Raw genomic sequence first — 17,359 nt, forward strand, 5'->3', positions numbered from 1 at the left:
TGGCGACCCTGCCGTATCCGAAGAACTACCCGCTCAAAAGCGTGGATGATGTGTTCAACGGCTAAGCCGTTGTAGCGCTTCAGCCAAAGGCCCCGGCTCACTCTGAGTCGGGGCTTTTTTGTATCTGCGGCTTTTGCGTCGTCCGCAAGGGCCCCTTCGCTGCGGTGCGGCGATCCGACAAGCCCGCTCCTACAGAGTGGTCACATTGGCCCGCGCCGAGTGCAGTTTCTTGTAGCTGTCGATCAACCGCAGGTGCCTGTCGAGCCCCTCGAGTTTCATGCTCGTAGGCGTCAGGCCAAAGAAGCGCACGCTGGCGTCCACCGATCCGATCGCTGCATCCATCCGCTCGTTGCCAAACATCCGGCGGAAGTTGGCCTCGTAGTCTTCCAGTTCCAGATCCTCGTCCAGCTTCATCTCCAGCACCACATTCACGGCCTGATAGAACAAGCCACGCTCGACCGTGTTGTCGTTGTACTGCAGGAACATTTCCACCGCCTCCTTCGCCTCTTCATATTGCTGCAAGGCGAGATAAATCAGCAGCTTCAATTCCAGGATCGTCAGCTGACCCCAGGCGGTATTGTCATCGAAATCGATACCGATCAAGGTGGTGATGTCGGTGTAGTCGTCCAGCTCACTTTCAACCAGGCGCTCGGCCAGCGCTCGCAGTTCCTCTTCGTCCAGGCGATGCAGGTTCAGGATGTCGGCGCGGAAGAACAGCGCTTTGTTGGTGTTATCCCAGATCAGATCGTCTACCGGATAAATCTCCGAATAGTCCGGCACCAGGATGCGGCAGGCCTTCGCGCCGATATGCTCGTAGACCGCCATGTACACTTGCTTGCCCATGCCTTCGAGAATGCCGAACAAGGTCGCGGCTTCCTCGGCATTCGAGTTTTCACCCTGGCCGGAGAAGTCCCACTCCACGAATTCGTAATCCGACTTCGAGCTGAAGAAGCGCCACGACACCACGCCGCTGGAGTCGATAAAGTGCTCGACGAAGTTATTCGGCTCGGTCACCGCATGGCCTTCAAACGTCGGCTGGGGCAAGTCGTTGAGGCCTTCGAAGCTGCGGCCTTGCAGCAATTCGGTCAGGCTGCGTTCCAGCGCCACTTCCAGGCTCGGGTGCGCACCGAACGAGGCGAACACACCGCCGGTACGCGGGTTCATCAGCGTGACGCACATCACCGGGAACTCACCCCCCAGGGACGCATCCTTCACCAGCACGGGGAACCCCTGTTCTTCCAGCGCCTGAATACCGGCCAGTATCCCGGGATATTTCGCCAGCACGTTGGCCGGTACATCCGGCAGGGCAAATTCACCTTCGATGATTTCGCGTTTTACCGCCCGCTCGAAGATCTCCGACAGGCACTGCACCTGGGCTTCGGCCAGCGTATTACCGGCACTCATGCCGTTGCTCAGGAACAGGTTTTCAACCAGGTTGGACGGGAAATACACCACCTCGCCGTCCGACTGGCGCACGTACGGCAGCGAGCAGATGCCGCGCTCTTCATTGCCCGAGTTGGTATCGATCAGATGGGAGCCACGCAGCTCGCCGTCGCGGTTGTAAATCTTCAGGCAGTACTCGTCGAGAATGTCGGCCGGCAGTGCATCTTTACGGCCAGGCTTGAACCAGCGTTCATCCGGGTAGTGCACAAACGCTGCGTTGGCGATGTCTTCGCCCCAGAATTGATCGTTGTAGAAGAAGTTGCAGTTGAGTCGCTCGATAAACTCGCCCAACGCCGACGCCAACGCGCCTTCCTTGGTCGTACCCTTGCCGTTGGTAAAGCACATCGGCGAGTGCGCATCGCGGATATGCAGCGACCACACATTGGGCACGATATTGCGCCACGAGGCGATTTCAATCTTCATGCCCAGGTCCGCCAGAATGGCCGACATATTGGCGATGGTTTGCTCCAGCGGCAGATCCTTGCCAGCAATATAAGTGCCCGCCCCGGAAGTCGCCTCTGAGTTAGCAGCAGGCATCAGCAACGCCTGGGCATCGGCGTCGAGGTTTTCCACCTCTTCGATCACAAACTCAGGCCCGGCTTGCACCACTTTTTTCACGGTGCAACGGTCGATGGAACGCAGGATGCCCTGGCGGTCCTTATCCGAGATGTCCGCCGGCAACTCGACCTGGATCTTGAAAATCTGGTTGTAACGGTTTTCCGGGTCAACAATATTGTTCTGCGACAGGCGGATGTTATCGGTGGGGATATTGCGTGTGCTGCAGTACAACTTCACAAAATACGCCGCACACAACGCCGACGACGCCAGGAAGTAGTCGAACGGACCCGGTGCCGAGCCATCGCCCTTGTAGCGGATAGGTTGATCGGCCACCACCGTGAAGTCATCGAACTTGGCTTCAAGTCGAAGGTTGTCGAGAAAATTGACCTTGATTTCCATGGGGGATTACCAGAATAACGGCTAGACGATTTGGTCGCCATTATCCGGCTTTTCAGCGGTAAGTCTTGTGGTTCTCTGTCCTGAGCCAGGTTTACAAAAAGGCCAGAAACGTGCGAACGCTACTGGCCTTTTGATTTTGGAATGAGGCGTTTAGCGACTGGCCGCCAGGAACTCGTTGGTGGACACCACACTCGCATAGGCAAAACCCAAGGCCGACATGAAGGCCGCGTGCACGTGGGCGGCCGGAACGGTAAGACCGTTGAACTCCAGATCGCGGGAGGCACAGGCGTCGTGGATGACGGTGACGGTGTAGCCCATGTCGGCCGCCGCTCGGGTGATGCCATCGACGCACATGTGGCTCATGCTGCCGACCACCACCAATGCCTTGATGCCTTGCTCGTCGAGGATCGATTTCAGTTCGGTTTCGCGGAACGAATTGACGAAGTGCTTGAGCACGACCGGCTCGTCGGCGCGGTTGAGGACTTTGGGGTGCAGCTTCGCGCCGTCGGAGCCGGGCGTGAAGAATGGCGCATCGTCGGAGGTGAATTCATGGCGGATGTGTATCACCGAGTCACCGGCGTCACGGAAGGCTTCGATCAACCGTACAGCGTTGTCCGCCGCGGCGTCGGCACCGGCCAGTGGCCACTTGCCGTGGGGGAAGTAGTCGTTCTGGATATCGACTACGATGAGTGCTTGCCTGGTCATGAATGTTTCCTCGAAGTGTGTGCTGGTGTGAAATGAAGTATCGGGCCTTGCAGGCCGTCCGAGGATTGGCCGCACCGACAATAGCAGGGGGAAAACTGACAATGGACGCAGAAAGGGCCATCGTCGAACTGGGTGTGGTGATCTATCCCGGCGCGCAGATGGCTGCGGTGCACGGGCTGACGGACTTGTTCGCCGTGGCGAACCGGATTGCCGCCGAGCACCAGAGTGCACGGTTGCCGCAGCTGCGGGTCAGCCATTGGCAGGTCGATGGCGAGCAGGTCCCCGAGCGGGTCTATGACAGCCATCCCGCCCTGGACAGGGCATTGGTTGCGGTGTTGATACCCCCCTCGATCGCCGGCTTTTCCGAAGGCCAGGCACCACAGGCGTTGATCCGTTGGCTTCGCCAGCAACATGCCAACGGCGCGATCCTCGGTGGCGTCTGCGTGGGCTCGATTCTCTTGGCTGAAAGCGGCCTGCTCGACGGTCGCAGCGCCACTACCCACTGGACCTCGGCCAAGACTTTCGCCGAGCGTTACCCGGCGATCAGACTCAAGGCCGATACCCCCATCGTCGATGACGGCGACCTGATTACGACTGCCGGTTTGATGGCCTGGTCCGAACTGGGTTTGCGTCTAGTGGACCGTCTGCTCGGGCCGAGCATCGCCACCAGCACCGCGCGTTTCCTGGTGGTGGAACACAGCGACAGCGCGAGCGAGTGCGGCAGCAATTTTTCACCGATTCTCAGCCATGGCGATGCGTCGATTCTCAAGGTGCAGCACTGGTTGCAAAGCACCGGCGCGACGGATGTGTCGCTGACCACAATGGCCGAGCGGGCAGGGCTGGAAGAGCGCACCTTCCTGCGCCGATTCCGCGCGGCGACCGGCTCGAAACCCACCGAGTACTGCCAGCACCTGCGGGTCGGCAAGGCGCGGGAAATGCTCGAGTTCACCAACGGCACTATCGATCACATCGCCTGGACCGTCGGGTATCAGGATCCAGGGGCGTTTCGGGCGATGTTCAAAAGGATTACCGGGTTGGCGCCGAGTGATTATCGGGCACGGTTTGGGGTGGCATCGAGTTCGGCCGCGACGCGATAGTCACTCACAGCAGATCAAAGTGTGGGAGCGGGCTTGCTCGCGAATGCGGTCCAACATTCAACATTTATGTCGACTGTCACGCCGCATTCGCGAGCAAGTCGGATCGCCGCACCGCCGCTCCCACCTTGGGATTTGTGCGAGAGATTAGATCGTGCAAAATGCCGGAATCGAAGCAAGGGTCGTGCAAAATCAAGCAGGCTTAGAGCCATCACTCTCCCCACAACTGGCTGATTTAAAAGCCGTCTCGTGCCAGTGATCCTTGGCCTGATCTCTGCACCGTTTAAGTTACATTCATAAAGCGCCAATTGAAGGGGGATGCATGACCCCAACAAACCGCAAGAAACTGGTGGTCGCCCATTCGGTGCGCCCCGACGCTCCACTGCACGAAGTCGAAACCAATCGCGCACTGGCCCGTTGGCTGGCGCACATCCTCGGGCTCGAATTCGGGGGCAGTTACGACTCTCGGTTGCACAGCGGCCATGACCTTTATCTGTTGCCGACCCAGACCCTGGTAGGCACCGCTGCCGCCCGACAATTGGGCGTGAGAGGGCCGGATGATTTGTGGGGTGGTTACGTCGACCATGACTTCATCTGCACCAAAGCCATCAGCCACGGCTTGCTCAACAGACATGCATTCGCACCCGACGGCTGGGCGCCGTTGTTCTGCGAACGCGTGCGCAACGTGGTGCTTGATGGTCTCAGCGTATTCTCCCTCGATGACGCCCGGCCTGCGGCGGAGCACCTGCTCTACACCGGTCCGATCCGCCTGAAGCCGATTCATGCCTGTGCAGGGCGTGGTCAGGAAGTGATCAAAAGCCTCGACCAGTTCGATGCCATCCTCGCCAGGCCGGATGCCAGGAAGTTGTTCACCGAAGGCGTGGTGTTGGAGCAGGATCTGGACAGTGTCATCACCCACAGCGTCGGCCAGAGCTTTATCGGTGGCAAAGTGTTGAGTTATTGCGGTGATCAATACTTGACCGAAGACGGGCAGGGCGAGCAGGTTTATGGTGGGTCCAACCTGTTGGTGGTGCAGGGGTATTACGACGATTTGCTCAAGCTGGCGTTGTCTGACGATGTACGGCTGGCGATTGAGCAAGCACAGGTTTTCGACAGCGCAGCGGATGAGGCCTACCCCGGCTTTTACGCCTCGCGGCGCAACTACGACATCGCCCAGGGGCTGGACAGTAACGGCAAACGGCGCAGCGGCGTGCTGGAACAATCCTGGCGCATGGGCGGAGCCAGCAGTGCCGAAGTGGCGGCCTTGCAAAGCTTCGTCAACGATCCGGGGATGCGTGCGATTCGCGTATCTTCGGTGGAAAAGTACATCGATCAGCCATTGCCTGCGGATGCGATCGAGGTGTACCGCGGGCCGGCCCAAAACAGTGATTTTCTACTCAAGTACGTAACGGTTAAATCCTATGACGGCTAGAAGCGAAACCATTCAGATCGACATCGACGATGAACAGATGACCGGGACCTTCCTCAGCCCCAAGTCAAAAGTCCCGGGCGTGCTGTTCGTGCATGGTTGGGGCGGCAGCCAGGAACGGGACCTTGAACGGGCAAAGGGCATCGCCGGTCTGGGGTGTGTGTGCCTGACGTTCGACTTGCGCGGACACACCGGGGGCACCGGTATTGCGCTGGCACGGGTGACGCGTGAGGACAACCTGCGCGACCTGCTGGCGGCCTATGACCGGTTGCTTGCCCATCCGGCGCTCGATACGTCGGCGATTGCCGTCGTCGGCACCAGTTATGGTGGTTATCTGGCGTCGATCCTGACGTCGTTGCGCCCCGTTCGCTGGTTGGCGCTGCGAGTGCCGGCGCTGTATCGCGACGATCAATGGAACACACCCAAGCGTGACCTGGACAAGCCCGACCTGCGTGACTACCGCAGCACGCTGGTTCGCGCCGACAGCAATCGTGCGCTGCATGCCTGCGCGCAATTTACCGGGGATGTGCTGCTGGTCGAGTCCGAAACCGATGACTATGTGCCGCATGCCACCATCATGAGTTACCGGGCGGCCTGTCAACAGACGCATTCCCTGACACACCGGATTATCGACGGTTCGGATCACGCCTTGAGCGATCCGGTTTCGCAGCTGGCATACACCTCGATCCTGGTGGGCTGGATTACAGAGATGGTGGTGGGTGAGCGGTTGAGCATTATTCAATCCAGTTGAGATTAGCGGTGTTTTTGCGATCATTCGCGAGCAAGCCCGCTCCCACATTTGATCCCGGTCGTACACAACATTCGTGTCCACAGGAGATCCAATGTGGGAGCGGGCTTGCTCGCGAAGGCGGCACCCGCTTCACCTCAACGCTAAGATGGTTTCTTCGCAATCCGCAACGACTTCGCCTTGGCCTCGACAACCAGATACATCACCACCGTAATCAACAACGGCAAGATGAAATAGATCGCCCGATAAGCCAGCAATCCCGCCACCAGACTCCCCCGTGAAGCCTCATGTTGCAGCAGCGCGACGAACACCGCCTCCAACACCCCAAGCCCGGCAGGAATATGCGTGATCACTCCGGCGATCGCGCTGATCAACAGCACCCCAAGCACCAGCGGATAGTCCAGTTTGCTCGGCAACAGGGTGAAAATCACGGCAGCCATCAGCGACCAGTTCAGTGCGCCGAGGGCCAGTTGCAAGATCGCCATGCGCAGGGATGGCAGATTGATTTCCACCCCGCGGATCGACCATTCCCGGCGCCGGGAAAACTGACAGGCCACCAAGTACCCCGCGCTCGCCAACAGCAACAATACGCCCACCCCTTGCAACGCACCGGTGCTCAGCTTCCAGCCTGGCGGCATCCGCACCAGGCCGCTGGTGAACACCGCGCCGGCAATGACCATGTAGCCGAACCAGTTGGTTGCCAGACTGAGGCCGAGGATCTTCGCGATGTTGCCTTTGCTCACCCCGAGACGTGAGTACAGGCGATACCGCATGGCAACGCCACCGACCCAGGCGCTCAGGTTGAGGTTGAAGGCGTAGCTGATAATGCCCACCGGCAGGATTTGCTTCCAGGTCAGGTCCTGGCGGATGTAAGTACGGCCGATCAGGTCGAAGCAGGCATAGACCAGAAAACTCACCAGGGTCAGCCCGGAGGCGATGATCAGCGTGCGCACCTTGAAATCAGCGAGGTTGCTGAACACCTCGTCCCATTCGATGCGCTGGGCGAGCATCGTGAACAGTACGATCAGCGCCAGGAAAAACAGCATCGTCAGCGGTTTTTTCCAGCGGCTCCAGCGCGACTTATGCGGATGATCGGCGTGGGTCGCCGGTTGCGTTTCAGAGTGGCTCATCAGGTGTCACTCCGGGCGGTATGGGAAAAAGGTGTCAGGCGCGGCTTGTGCGCCGGCAGCCAACCGGCCCATGCCGGAAAGTGTCGCAGGAAGTGAAAAACCAGAAAGCCGACGGTCATGTGCCAGACCCGTCCGCGGGGTGACTTGTCCGCGGACATGGCCTTGCAGTGATTGTCGCTCAGGTCCTCGAGGCGTTCGAACAGTACCCGGTTGAAGGCGCGATCGCGGATCAACACGTTGGCTTCCAGGTTCATGGCCAGGCTCAACGGGTCCAGGTTGCTCGAACCCACTGTGCTCCAGTCCTCATCCACCAGCGCGACTTTGCCGTGCAGCGGGCGGTCGCAGTATTCATAAATCTGCACACCGGATTTGAGCAGGTAGTCATAGGTCATGCGCGCCGCGAGTTTGGCCACCAGCATGTCGGGCTGGCCTTGCAGAATCAGCCGCACATCGACGCCGCGCCGGGCCGCGTTGCGGATTTCGCGCAGCAGGCGATAACCTGGAAAGAAGTAGGCATTGGCGATCACCACGCGCCGTTGGGCGCTGCGGAGCACCTGGTGGTAAACCTCTTCGATGTCGGTCGTATGTTCGCCGTTGTCGCGGTACACCAGGCGTACCTGACCGTCGTGATCGGTGAAGGCCAGTTCCTGGCGCCGCTGACGGCGACGTTGCCACCAGTATTTGGCCCGGGCCGGACGGCCGCTTTGCAGCAGTGCGAAGTGATGGATGTCGGCCACTGCCGGGCCTTGCACTTCCACCGAATAATCCTGTTTGGCCTCGGGACCGAAGTCGGCCAGATGGTCGGCGGAAAAGTTGATCCCGCCAATGAACGCAATCGTGCCGTCGACTACCACTATCTTGCGGTGCAGGCGGCGGAACCAGTTGGTGCGGATGCCCAGATGCTTGGGCGCCGGGTCGAATATCTGAATGCGCACGCCGGCCTCGCTCAACGCCGCGAGGTAGGCGGTGCTCAGTTCGCCGCAGCCAAAACCGTCGAGACTGGCAGTGACCCGCACGCCGCGTTTGGCGGCATCGATCAGCACTTGCTGCAGTTCATTGCCGACCTTGTCCTCGAACACGATGAAGGTTTCCAGCAGGATTTCGCTCTTGGCCTGGCGCATGACGTCGAACACCCGGGGAAAGTACGCTTCGCCGTTTTCCAGCAGCTCCACGCGATTGTTGCCCTGCCAGCCGTACTCGACGTCGACCGTGCCGGGTTCACGGACGGGCGGGGTTGTGGATAAGTGTTCCACGCTGGTTTTTTCCATCGACGGGCTGCTCATAGCTCGATCTCCACCGACAGCGGTGCGTGATCGGAAAGGTGGGACCAGGGGCGCGCCGCCAACACTTGCGGACGGCTGGCCTTGAGGTTGCGCACGTAGATGCGGTCCAGGCGCAACGCCGGCAGGCGTGCCGGGAAACTGCGCGCCGGTTTGCCGTGGAGTTCGGCGAACACTTCTCGCAGACCACAGGGCTTGAGCAGCGCGTCGGCGCGCTGGAGCCAGTCATTGAAGTCGCCGGCGACTACCACCGGGGCATCGGCCGGAAGCTCTGCAAGACGGCTGACCAATAGCTTGAGTTGTGCATTGCGGTGGCTTTCACGCAGGCCCAGATGGACGCAAATGGCATGCACTTCCTGACCGTCGCCGGGCAGGCGCAACACGCAATGCAGGATGCCCCGGTTCTCATGACCGCTGATGGACACGTCGAGATTGTCATGGCGAATGATCTGGAATTTCGACAGCAGCGCATTGCCGTGATCGCCCGCCGGGTACACCGCGTTGCGTCCATAGGCGAACTGCGGCCACAGGGTGTCGGCGAGGAATTCGTATTGCGGCATCTGTGGCCAGTTGCTGTAACGCGCAGGATGATGCTCGTGGGTACCGTGAACCTCCTGCAAAAACACCACGTCGGCCGACACGCTACGCACCGCTTCGCGCAATTCGGGCAGGATGAAGCGCCGGTTCAAGGCGGTGAATCCCTTGTGGGTGTTGACCGTCAATACGGTGAACCGACTGACCGAGTCAATGGTTTGTGCCTGATCATCCGCTACGCTGAGCTGCTCGGAACTGTTCATTGCAGCACTCCTTCGGCAGCAGGCTCGCCGGGGGCAGTGGTGAGGTTTTTATCGAGGTGGAAGCGCTGCAGAAGGCTGCGCGCGTCGAAGGGGGCGCGGACTTTGATGTCGTTGTCGAAATAGCAAAATACCTCGCGGGATTTGCGCACCTTGGGCTTTTGCTTCGGCGCAATCAACTGTGGGTCGCTCGGTTGCTTGCCCTGGTGCCAGGCCTCGATGCGGTCGCCCCAGCGTTTCAGCGCTTGTGGCGTGTAGCCGCTGGCGTAAAGCTCCTCGGCACCGTGCAGCCGCAGGTAAACGAAGTCGCTGGTAATATCTTCGCGATAAGGCCATTTACCGGCGGTATCGGCGATGACCAAGGCAGTGTCGTAGCGTTTCAGCAGACGGACGAAGGCCGGGTCGACGAAGCTTTCATGGCGAATTTCCACGGCATGACGCAACGGCTTTTTCTTGTATGCCTTCAAGCTGGCGTGGCCGTTGAGGTGTGAATCATGCTGACGGGCGAGGGCGGCGGCCTGTTCGGTGTCGTGCGGCAGCTGCTGCAGGAAGGCCTCAAACAGCTCGGCATTGAATTTGAAGTTGGGCGGGAACTGCCAGAGGATCGGACCGAGTTTGTCCTTGAGTTCCAGCACCCCGGAGGCGAAAAAGTTCGCCAGGGGTTTGTGGATGTCGCGCAGGCGCTTGATGTGGGTGATGAAACGTGGCGCTTTGACACTGAACACGAAGCCCGTCGGCGTTTCGGTGTACCACTGGGCGTAACGTTCGGGCCGTTGCAGGGCGTAAAACGATCCATTGATTTCGATACTGTTGACGGCCCGCGACGCGAATTGCAATTCGCGCTTCTGGGCCAGCCCCTTCGGGTAGAAATCCCCCCTCCAGGGCGCATACCGCCAACCTGAAATGCCAATGTGAATCGCCGCCATATCGCCTCCCGTCTAATGGTCTTCGGACTGCCCACGTCTTCTGATGACTGCGGGGCGAGCGATAAAGTTTCGACGGAACTACGGACGGTACACCTTCTACAGAACACAAAAGATCATTGTGGGGCTTGCTCGCTAAGACGGCGGCCCAGCCATTGATGTCGCCTGACACACCGCTTTCGCGAGCAAGCCCGCTCCCACAGGTTCTCTATTGTTTGCAAGTTTTGCATCCAGCATAGATCCCTGTGGGAGCGGGCTTGCCCGCGAAGAGGCCGGGCCAGGCAACATCAATGCCGGATCAGTTTGCTACGAACCTCAGCAGTCGATTGCTGATCCAGCTCCAGCCAGAAAACCTGCTTGCCAGCGATCTCGACAGCCGCGGGCAACCCATCGCGATACACCAACCGATTACTCGCCACCGCCGGCACTTTCGCCCCGGGTAACAGCGTGCCAGCGAGATTCAGCGGATCAACCCCGCACACCGCAACCAGACTCCCGTCATGGGGCCGGCGCCGCACTTCCCGCAGCAACGGAATCGCTTCAGGCAATGCGAACTGCTCGCCCGCCAGACCACTGACAAACCGCCCGCCACGAATCTCACCCCGCGCCTCAAGCTGATGGAAGGTGCGCAGCAATTCCCGCCAACTCGGCAGCCAGTCCGCCTCGCGCTCCAACAGACGCCAGAACACCACGCCATAGCGGCGCAGCAAGGTCATGGCGATATGTTCAAGGGTATCGCCCGGCGTCGGCGCCGGACGTTTGTTCTCCACCACCGGCGCGACAGCCGTGCGGCGCAACAAGGCCCAACGGCCGGCATCGTCCATTCCGCCGACAAACGCCCCGCGCCCGCGTCGGCTGCTGCGAGCCTGGCGTTTACTGGCCGGGGTGATCAGTGCTCGCAGGCCGGCGAAACTGTCGGCATTCACCAGTCCGGCGCCTACCAGTTCCTGCAAGGCGATTTCCAGCTCCGAGCGCAGCAGGTGTGCTTCGTGAACAAGCTCATCGAAAAACAGTGCGCCGTGTTGGCTGAGGGCTTCGTGAACCTTTTGGGTTTTAGGCGACAGTTCGCTGACTGGGGTTTGCTCGGTCAGACTGCTCCACAACCCGACCTGGCTGCGCGGCAACAGCAGGACAGGCGTGCTGCGCAACGCCGTGCTGGCGCTCTTGTTGCGCGCGGTCAGGCGGGTCCAGACCAGTTTGCCGCTGCGGCACAGATCATCCAGCCAGCTCGCCGAATAACCTTTGATCCGCGCCGGCAGAATGTCGCTGTCCCAGGCTGAAGCCGCGCCAGGGTAGCCTTCGAACTGAGCGACAATCGCCGGTAACACCGCGCTGCCCTGGCCTTGGGTCGCCGCGGACAAATGCTGCCAGTCAAACAGAAAACGCATGAAATCCTGCAACGCCACCGGCTCTATTTCCCGCCGCAGACGCTTGACCGTGTAGCGATGAATGCGCGCCAGCAGATGCCGTTCGCACCATTCTTCCTGCGCGGCACCCGGCGTGAATTGGCCGCGCAGCACATAACCTTCGCGCTCCAATTGAGCCAGCGCCCGGGTGACCTGAGGCGCCGGTAATCCCAAAGGTTCGGCAATCGCTTGCAGTGGCAACGGACCAAAAGCGCTGAGCCGCGCGCGAACCACTTCAAGTGCCGCTGCGTCCGTTTCCCAGACTTCATCGAAACCTGGCAACGCCTCCAGCGGCGGCAACAATGTGGCGTGTGGAAAAATCGCCTGCAGGCAGGTCAGTCGCTCCAGTGCCAGCCACAGCGATTGCTCCGGGTTGATCTGCAAACGACTGGCGCGGCCGCTGTCGGCCAAAGCGTTCAGCCATTCGCGCCAATGAGAATCGGCCTGCGCTTCGGCATCGGTGATACACGCCAGGCTCATCAACGCCTCGTGCATTTCATCGATGCCCATGGGCGCGGGCCAGGCTTCGTCGCGAACGGCTTGAATCGCCTCGGCATCCAGGGCCCCGAGGTCGTCGGTGGATTGCGGATCGGTCCAGCGACGATTGAGCACGGCTTGCGTGCGACGCTCTTCCAGCGGTGCATCGTCGAGAAAGGTGTAGGGCCGGGCGCTGAGGATTTCTGCCGCCAGCGGCGAGGGGGCTGGCAGGTCGCGGCTGATCAGGCGCACGTCGCCACGCTCCATGCGGCGCAACAAGGCCAGCCAGCCTTCACTGTCCATGGCGTCGTGGAGGCAGTCGTCGAGGGTCTGCTCCACCAGGGGATGCTCGGGAATCTCCCGTTCGCCGGCGAGGTTTTCCACGCAGGCAAGCTGGTCGGGAAACACGCTGGCGATCAGGTCTTCGCTTTTCATCCGCTGGATCTGCGGTGCGACTTTGCGGCCGCCGGAGTAGCGCGGCAACGCCAGCGCCACCCCGGCATTCCAGCGCCAGCGTACGCCGAACAGCGGCGCTTCGAGCACCGCTTGAGTCAGGATGTGCTCGGCGCCGTTGCTGTGCAGATAACGCCAGACGTCATCCAGATCAAAGCTGTGGCTGCTGGACAGCGACAGCACGATGGCATCCTCGCTGGCGGCTGCCTGCAGTTCGAAGTTGAAGGTGCGGCAGAAGCGCTTGCGCAGGGCCAGCCCCCAGGCGCGGTTGATGCGGCTGCCAAACGGGGTGTGGATGATCAGTTGGGTGCCGCCGGACTCGTCGAAAAACCGCTCCATCACCAGTGTGTCTTGCGAGGGCAGGGCGCCGAGGGCCAGGCGCGCGCGGGCCAGGTAATCCACCAGTTGCTCGGCGCTGGCGAGATTGACGCCGAGGGTGTCGGTCAGCCAGTCGAGCGCGGGCTGCAAGTCACCGGGCGTGGCGCCGAGCAGGTCATCGAGTTGCGCTTGCAGGCGTGCCACCGCGAACGACAGTTCATCACTGCGACCGGGCGCTTCACCGAGCCAGAACGGGATGGTCGGCGGTTGACCCTGAGCGTCTTCGACCCGGACCTTGCCGGTCTCGACCCGCAGGATTCGATAAGAGGTGTTGCCTAACTGGAAGACATCGCCGGCAATGCTTTCCACCGCGAAGTCTTCGTTGACGCTGCCGATGTTCAGCCCCTGAGGCTCCAGCAGCACGCTGTAGTCGGCGTTGTCCGGAATGGTCCCGCCGCTGGTCACGGCGGTCAGTTTGCTGCCCCGGCGACCGCGCAGGGTGCGGGTCACGGCGTCGCGGTGCAGGTAAGCGCTGCGGATGCCCTGACGACTGTTGTAGCCTTCGGCGAGCATGTGCAGCAGCGCCTGGTAATGCTTTTCGTCGAGTTCGGCATAAGGCGAAGCCCGGCGGAACATCTCCAGCAGCGCCTGCTCCTGCCATTCCTGACAGCTGACTTCAGCGATGATCTGTTGCGCGAGTACGTCCAGCGGTGCCCGGGGAATCTGCAAAGTGTCGAGTTCGCCGCGCCGCACACAGTCGAGCAGGGCGATGCATTCGATCAGGTCGTCGCGGGTGGTGGCAAACAATCGCCCCTTGGGCGTACCGCCGACCTGGTGCCCGGAGCGGCCGACACGTTGCAGGAACCCGGCAATCGAGCGCGGCGAGGCGATCTGGCAGACCAGGTCGACGTCGCCAATGTCGATCCCCAATTCCAGCGAGGCAGTCGCGATCAGCACTTGCAGGTCACCGCGCTTGAGCCGTTGCTCGGCGTCGAGGCGAAATTCCTTGGCCAGACTGCCATGGTGGGCGGCTACCGCGTCCCTGCCCAGACGCTCGCTCAAGTGGCGACTCAGGCGTTCGGCCAGGCGTCGGGTGTTGACGAAGATCAGCGTGGTCCGGTGCTCGCGGGCGAGCGCCGCGAGGCGGTCATACACCAGTTCCCAGACGTCGTTGGCCATGACCGCCGACAACGGCACGGGAGGCACTTCGATGCCCAGGTCGCGCGGCCGGGCGTGGCCGATATCAATGATTTCGCACGCGCGGTCGCGACCGACCAGAAAACGCGAGACCGCTTCGATCGGCTTTTGCGTGGCAGACAGGCCGATGCGCATCAAGGGTTGCGTGCACAGTGCCTGCAAGCGTTCCAGGCTCAGGGCCAGGTGGCTGCCGCGTTTGCTGGCGGCGATGGCGTGGATTTCGTCGACGATGACCGTGCGCGTGGTGTTGAGCATTTGCCGGCCGGAGTCGGAGCCGAGCAGCACATACAGGGATTCCGGAGTGGTCACCAGAATGTGCGGTGCTGTCCTGCGCATGGCCGAGCGGTCTTTTTGCGGCGTATCGCCAGTGCGCACGGCGGTATTGATCTGCAGTTCGGGCAGGCCCATCACGCGCAATTGTTCGGTAATGCCGGCCAGGGGGTTTTGCAGGTTGATCTGGATGTCGTTGGACAGGGCTTTGAGCGGCGAGACGTAGACCACCAGCGTTTCGTCGGGCAGGCCACCGTCGGTTTCCAGGCCGCGGTGGACCAGGTCATCGATCACCGCGAGAAACGCGGTGAGGGTTTTGCCGGACCCGGTGGGTGCGGCGATCAGGGTCGATCGGTGCTGGCGAATCAAGGGCCACGCCCGGGCCTGGGCGGCGGTGGCCGTCGGGAAGGTGTTACTGAACCAGGCGCTGACGGCGGGGTGGAAGCCTGTCAGGGCGCTGTCTGCGGGGATGGGCAGATTCATGGGGTCATTTATGCGGATGGGGTGGGGAAGTTGCAAGTACCGCTCAAGATTCCGGCGTTTCTGAGTGCCTCTTCGCGGGCAAGCCTCGCTCCTACGGGGTTGTGTGTTGCTCGCGATGGTGTGGACATCGCGAAATCCGTAGGAGCGAGGCTTGCCCGCGAAGAGGCCGGTGCGGCAATGCAAATCCGGGGGATTTACACTTTACGGATGACGGTTGCGCTCTAAACCCGCAAAATGCAACGATTCCGGCACTATCGACGACATTGCCCGCGCGCAGTGTCGATAAGCCATTGTTCCAATCAGACTGGGCCTGCTGACTCTATGCGAATGCGCCTTATGTTACTGGGCGGCGGAAATGCCCTTGGGCAGGCGCTGATTCGCCTCGGTGCGGAGGAAGACATCGGCTTCCTCGCCCCCCGCCCACCGCAAGACGGCTGGGATGCTGCGAGCCTGACGCAACTGCTCGACGACACCCGCCCGGACGCGCTGATCAACCTTGCCTACTACTTCGACTGGTTCCAGGCGGAGGCGGTCAGCGAGCAACGTCTGGCCGCGCAGGAGCGGGCGATCGAGCGTCTGGCCGAGCTGTGCCAGCATCACAACATCGTTCTGATGCAACCGTCGAGTTATCGTGTGTTCGATGGCTCCCGGGCGACGGCCTACAGCGAAAAAGACGAACCGGTGCCCCTGGGCCTGCGCGGTCAGGCCTTGTGGCGGATCGAGAAAAGCGTACGCGCCACCTGCCCGCAGCATGTGCTGCTGCGTTTCGGCTGGCTGCTCGATGACAGTCCCGACGGCACCCTCGGGCGTTTCCTCGCGCGGGCGGAAACGCCCGAAGAACTGCTGATGGCCGATGACCGTCGGGGCAATCCGACGCCAGTGGATGACGCTGCCCGGGTGATCATTTCGGTGCTCAAGCAACTGGATTGCGCGGCGCCGCTGTGGGGCACCTATCATTACGCCGGGCATGAGGCGACCACGCCGCTGGCGCTGGGGCAGGCGATTCTCACCGAAGCCCGCGCGCTGCATCCGCTGGCCATCGAAGCACCGACCGCCCAGGCTCACGCCGCGCGCCCGGATGCCGCCGAGGAACCGCAACACGCGGTGCTGGCCTGCAAGAAGATTCTGCACACGTTCGGCATCAAACCCCGCGCCTGGCGCGCGGCACTCCCGGGCTTACTGGATAGGTTTTATCGCCATGGCTGACGGCCCTGTTTTAATCACCGGCGGTGCCGGTTTCATCGGCTCGCACCTGACTGATGCCTTGCTCGCCAAAGGCCATTCGGTGCGGATTCTCGATGACCTGTCCACCGGCAAGCGCAGTAATTTGCCGCTGGATAACCCCAAGCTCGAACTGATTCCGGGTGACGTTGCCGATGCGGCGCTGGTGGCGCGGGCGATGGTCGGCTGCAGTGCGGTCGCACACCTGGCGGCGGTGGCTTCGGTGCAGGCGTCGGTGGACGATCCGGTGAAGACTCACCAGAGCAACTTCATTGGCTCGCTGAATGTCTGCGAAGCCATGCGCCAGGCCGGCGTCAAGCGCGTACTGTTTGCGTCCAGCGCGGCGGTCTACGGCAATAACGGCGAAGGCGAGTCGATCGACGAAGATACGCCCAAGGCCCCGTTGACGCCGTACGCATCGGACAAGTTGGCGAGCGAGCATTACTTCGATTTCTACCGTCGCCAGCATGCTCTGGAGCCGGTGATCTTCCGCTTCTTCAACATCTTCGGCCCGCGTCAGGATCCATCCTCGCCGTATTCCGGGGTCATCAGCATTTTCAGCGAGCGTGCGCAGAAAGGCCTGCCGATCACCGTGTTCGGTGATGGCGAGCAGACGCGTGATTTTGTCTACGTCGAAGACCTGGTCGACTTGCTGGTGCAAGCCCTCGAGAAACCACAGGTCGAAGTCGGCGCGGTCAATGTCGGTTGGAATCAGGCCACCACCCTCAAGCAAATGCTTGAAGCGCTGGAGGCGGTGGTCGGTCAGTTGCCGCCCGTGAGCTACGGCCCTGCGCGCTCCGGTGACATCCGCCATTCACGGGCGAACAACCAGCGTTTGCTCGAGCGTTTTACCTATCCGCAGCAGACCCCGCTGCGCGTTGGTCTGGCGCGGTTGCTGGGACGCTAGTGTGTTCGCGGCGATGAGAAGGCGCCTGTTGAGGCGCCTTTCTTTACTTTTGGATTTTTGTAGTCTGGGCTGACGTCTTCGCGAGCAAGCCCGCTCCCACAGGGGAATGCGATCAACTGTGGGA

13 protein-coding genes are annotated in these 17,359 nt (G+C 61.3%); 6 read left to right on the top strand and 7 right to left on the bottom strand.

The window, feature by feature from the left end; translation table 11 throughout:
• The coding region (locus F8N80_RS32240) for a hypothetical protein (protein ID WP_440131173.1) at positions 1 to 65 on the top strand (65 nt) is incomplete at its 5' end.
• A 124-nt stretch (positions 66 to 189) separates the two neighbouring features.
• Here the strand turns inward: F8N80_RS32240 and F8N80_RS24200 are convergent.
• Together F8N80_RS24200 and F8N80_RS24205 are read right to left on the bottom strand one after the other, a co-directional pair.
• Positions 190 to 2,400 (bottom strand): OsmC domain/YcaO domain-containing protein, encoded by a 2,211-nt coding sequence (locus tag F8N80_RS24200; protein WP_150784845.1) that lies wholly within the window; start codon positions 2,398 to 2,400, stop codon positions 190 to 192.
• Between the two features lie 150 nt (positions 2,401 to 2,550).
• The gene (locus F8N80_RS24205) at positions 2,551 to 3,105 is read right to left on the bottom strand and encodes a cysteine hydrolase family protein (protein WP_150749148.1); all 555 of its coding nucleotides are present in this window, start codon (positions 3,103 to 3,105) and stop codon (positions 2,551 to 2,553) included.
• 101 nt (positions 3,106 to 3,206) lie between these two features.
• Between F8N80_RS24205 and F8N80_RS24210 the strand changes: the two genes are divergently transcribed.
• The 3 genes from F8N80_RS24210 to F8N80_RS24220 all read left to right on the top strand — a co-directional run bounded on the left by F8N80_RS24210 (position 3,207) and on the right by F8N80_RS24220 (position 6,379).
• On the top strand, positions 3,207 to 4,202 hold the full coding sequence (locus F8N80_RS24210; protein ID WP_150749147.1) for a GlxA family transcriptional regulator: 996 nt from the start codon (positions 3,207 to 3,209) through the stop codon (positions 4,200 to 4,202).
• A gap of 319 nt (positions 4,203 to 4,521) precedes the next feature.
• On the top strand, positions 4,522 to 5,631 hold the full coding sequence (locus F8N80_RS24215; protein ID WP_150784846.1) for a DUF3182 family protein: 1,110 nt from the start codon (positions 4,522 to 4,524) through the stop codon (positions 5,629 to 5,631).
• Positions 5,621 to 6,379 carry an alpha/beta hydrolase family protein gene (locus tag F8N80_RS24220; protein ID WP_150748795.1) on the top strand — a complete coding sequence of 253 codons (759 nt, stop codon included), beginning with the start codon at positions 5,621 to 5,623 and terminating at the stop codon, positions 6,377 to 6,379. The genes F8N80_RS24215 and F8N80_RS24220 overlap by 11 nt, the downstream gene beginning before the upstream one ends.
• A gap of 140 nt (positions 6,380 to 6,519) precedes the next feature.
• Here the strand turns inward: F8N80_RS24220 and F8N80_RS24225 are convergent, their stop codons facing one another.
• The 5 genes from F8N80_RS24225 to F8N80_RS24245 form a co-directional block, all read right to left on the bottom strand.
• Positions 6,520 to 7,506 (bottom strand): lysylphosphatidylglycerol synthase domain-containing protein, encoded by a 987-nt coding sequence (locus tag F8N80_RS24225; protein WP_150784847.1) that lies wholly within the window; start codon positions 7,504 to 7,506, stop codon positions 6,520 to 6,522.
• Positions 7,506 to 8,789 carry a cardiolipin synthase ClsB gene (gene clsB, locus F8N80_RS24230; RefSeq protein WP_150748797.1) on the bottom strand — a complete coding sequence of 428 codons (1,284 nt, stop codon included), beginning with the start codon at positions 8,787 to 8,789 and terminating at the stop codon, positions 7,506 to 7,508. Before clsB ends, F8N80_RS24225 begins: the two co-directional genes overlap by 1 nt.
• Positions 8,786 to 9,583: an endonuclease/exonuclease/phosphatase family protein gene (locus F8N80_RS24235; protein WP_150784848.1), complete on the bottom strand. Its 798-nt coding sequence runs from the start codon at positions 9,581 to 9,583 to the stop codon at positions 8,786 to 8,788. The genes clsB and F8N80_RS24235 overlap by 4 nt, the downstream gene beginning before the upstream one ends.
• Positions 9,580 to 10,506, bottom strand: a complete 927-nt coding sequence (locus F8N80_RS24240) for a DUF72 domain-containing protein (protein ID WP_150784849.1) — start codon at positions 10,504 to 10,506, stop codon at positions 9,580 to 9,582. Before F8N80_RS24240 ends, F8N80_RS24235 begins: the two co-directional genes overlap by 4 nt.
• A 284-nt stretch (positions 10,507 to 10,790) precedes the next feature.
• Positions 10,791 to 15,107, bottom strand: a complete 4,317-nt coding sequence (locus F8N80_RS24245) for a DEAD/DEAH box helicase (RefSeq protein WP_150784850.1) — start codon at positions 15,105 to 15,107, stop codon at positions 10,791 to 10,793.
• Between the two features lie 321 nt (positions 15,108 to 15,428).
• On the opposite strand from F8N80_RS24245, the gene F8N80_RS24250 reads away from it, so the two are divergent.
• Together F8N80_RS24250 and F8N80_RS24255 are read left to right on the top strand one after the other, a co-directional pair.
• Entirely contained in the window at positions 15,429 to 16,313 is an 885-nt protein-coding gene (locus F8N80_RS24250; protein WP_150748801.1) for a sugar nucleotide-binding protein, read from the top strand.
• Positions 16,306 to 17,235 (top strand): NAD-dependent epimerase/dehydratase family protein, encoded by a 930-nt coding sequence (locus tag F8N80_RS24255; RefSeq protein WP_150748802.1) that lies wholly within the window; start codon positions 16,306 to 16,308, stop codon positions 17,233 to 17,235. The genes F8N80_RS24250 and F8N80_RS24255 overlap by 8 nt, the downstream gene beginning before the upstream one ends.
• Positions 17,236 to 17,359: the final 124 nt, after the last annotated feature.

Source organism: Pseudomonas fluorescens (assembly GCF_902497995.1).
GTDB lineage: Bacteria > Pseudomonadota > Gammaproteobacteria > Pseudomonadales > Pseudomonadaceae > Aquipseudomonas > Aquipseudomonas fluorescens_BK.

Coding starts and splice junctions, on each gene's coding strand:
- F8N80_RS24200 (WP_150784845.1), bottom strand. CDS start 2,400: ATGGAAATCAAGGTCAATTTTCTCGACAACCTTCGACTTGAAGCCAAG.
- F8N80_RS24205 (WP_150749148.1), bottom strand. CDS start 3,105: ATGACCAGGCAAGCACTCATCGTAGTCGATATCCAGAACGACTACTTC.
- F8N80_RS24210 (WP_150749147.1), top strand. CDS start 3,207: ATGGACGCAGAAAGGGCCATCGTCGAACTGGGTGTGGTGATCTATCCC.
- F8N80_RS24215 (WP_150784846.1), top strand. CDS start 4,522: ATGACCCCAACAAACCGCAAGAAACTGGTGGTCGCCCATTCGGTGCGC.
- F8N80_RS24220 (WP_150748795.1), top strand. CDS start 5,621: ATGACGGCTAGAAGCGAAACCATTCAGATCGACATCGACGATGAACAG.
- F8N80_RS24225 (WP_150784847.1), bottom strand. CDS start 7,506: ATGAGCCACTCTGAAACGCAACCGGCGACCCACGCCGATCATCCGCAT.
- clsB (WP_150748797.1), bottom strand. CDS start 8,789: ATGAGCAGCCCGTCGATGGAAAAAACCAGCGTGGAACACTTATCCACA.
- F8N80_RS24235 (WP_150784848.1), bottom strand. CDS start 9,583: ATGAACAGTTCCGAGCAGCTCAGCGTAGCGGATGATCAGGCACAAACC.
- F8N80_RS24240 (WP_150784849.1), bottom strand. CDS start 10,506: ATGGCGGCGATTCACATTGGCATTTCAGGTTGGCGGTATGCGCCCTGG.
- F8N80_RS24245 (WP_150784850.1), bottom strand. CDS start 15,107: ATGAATCTGCCCATCCCCGCAGACAGCGCCCTGACAGGCTTCCACCCC.
- F8N80_RS24250 (WP_150748801.1), top strand. CDS start 15,429: ATGCGAATGCGCCTTATGTTACTGGGCGGCGGAAATGCCCTTGGGCAG.
- F8N80_RS24255 (WP_150748802.1), top strand. CDS start 16,306: ATGGCTGACGGCCCTGTTTTAATCACCGGCGGTGCCGGTTTCATCGGC.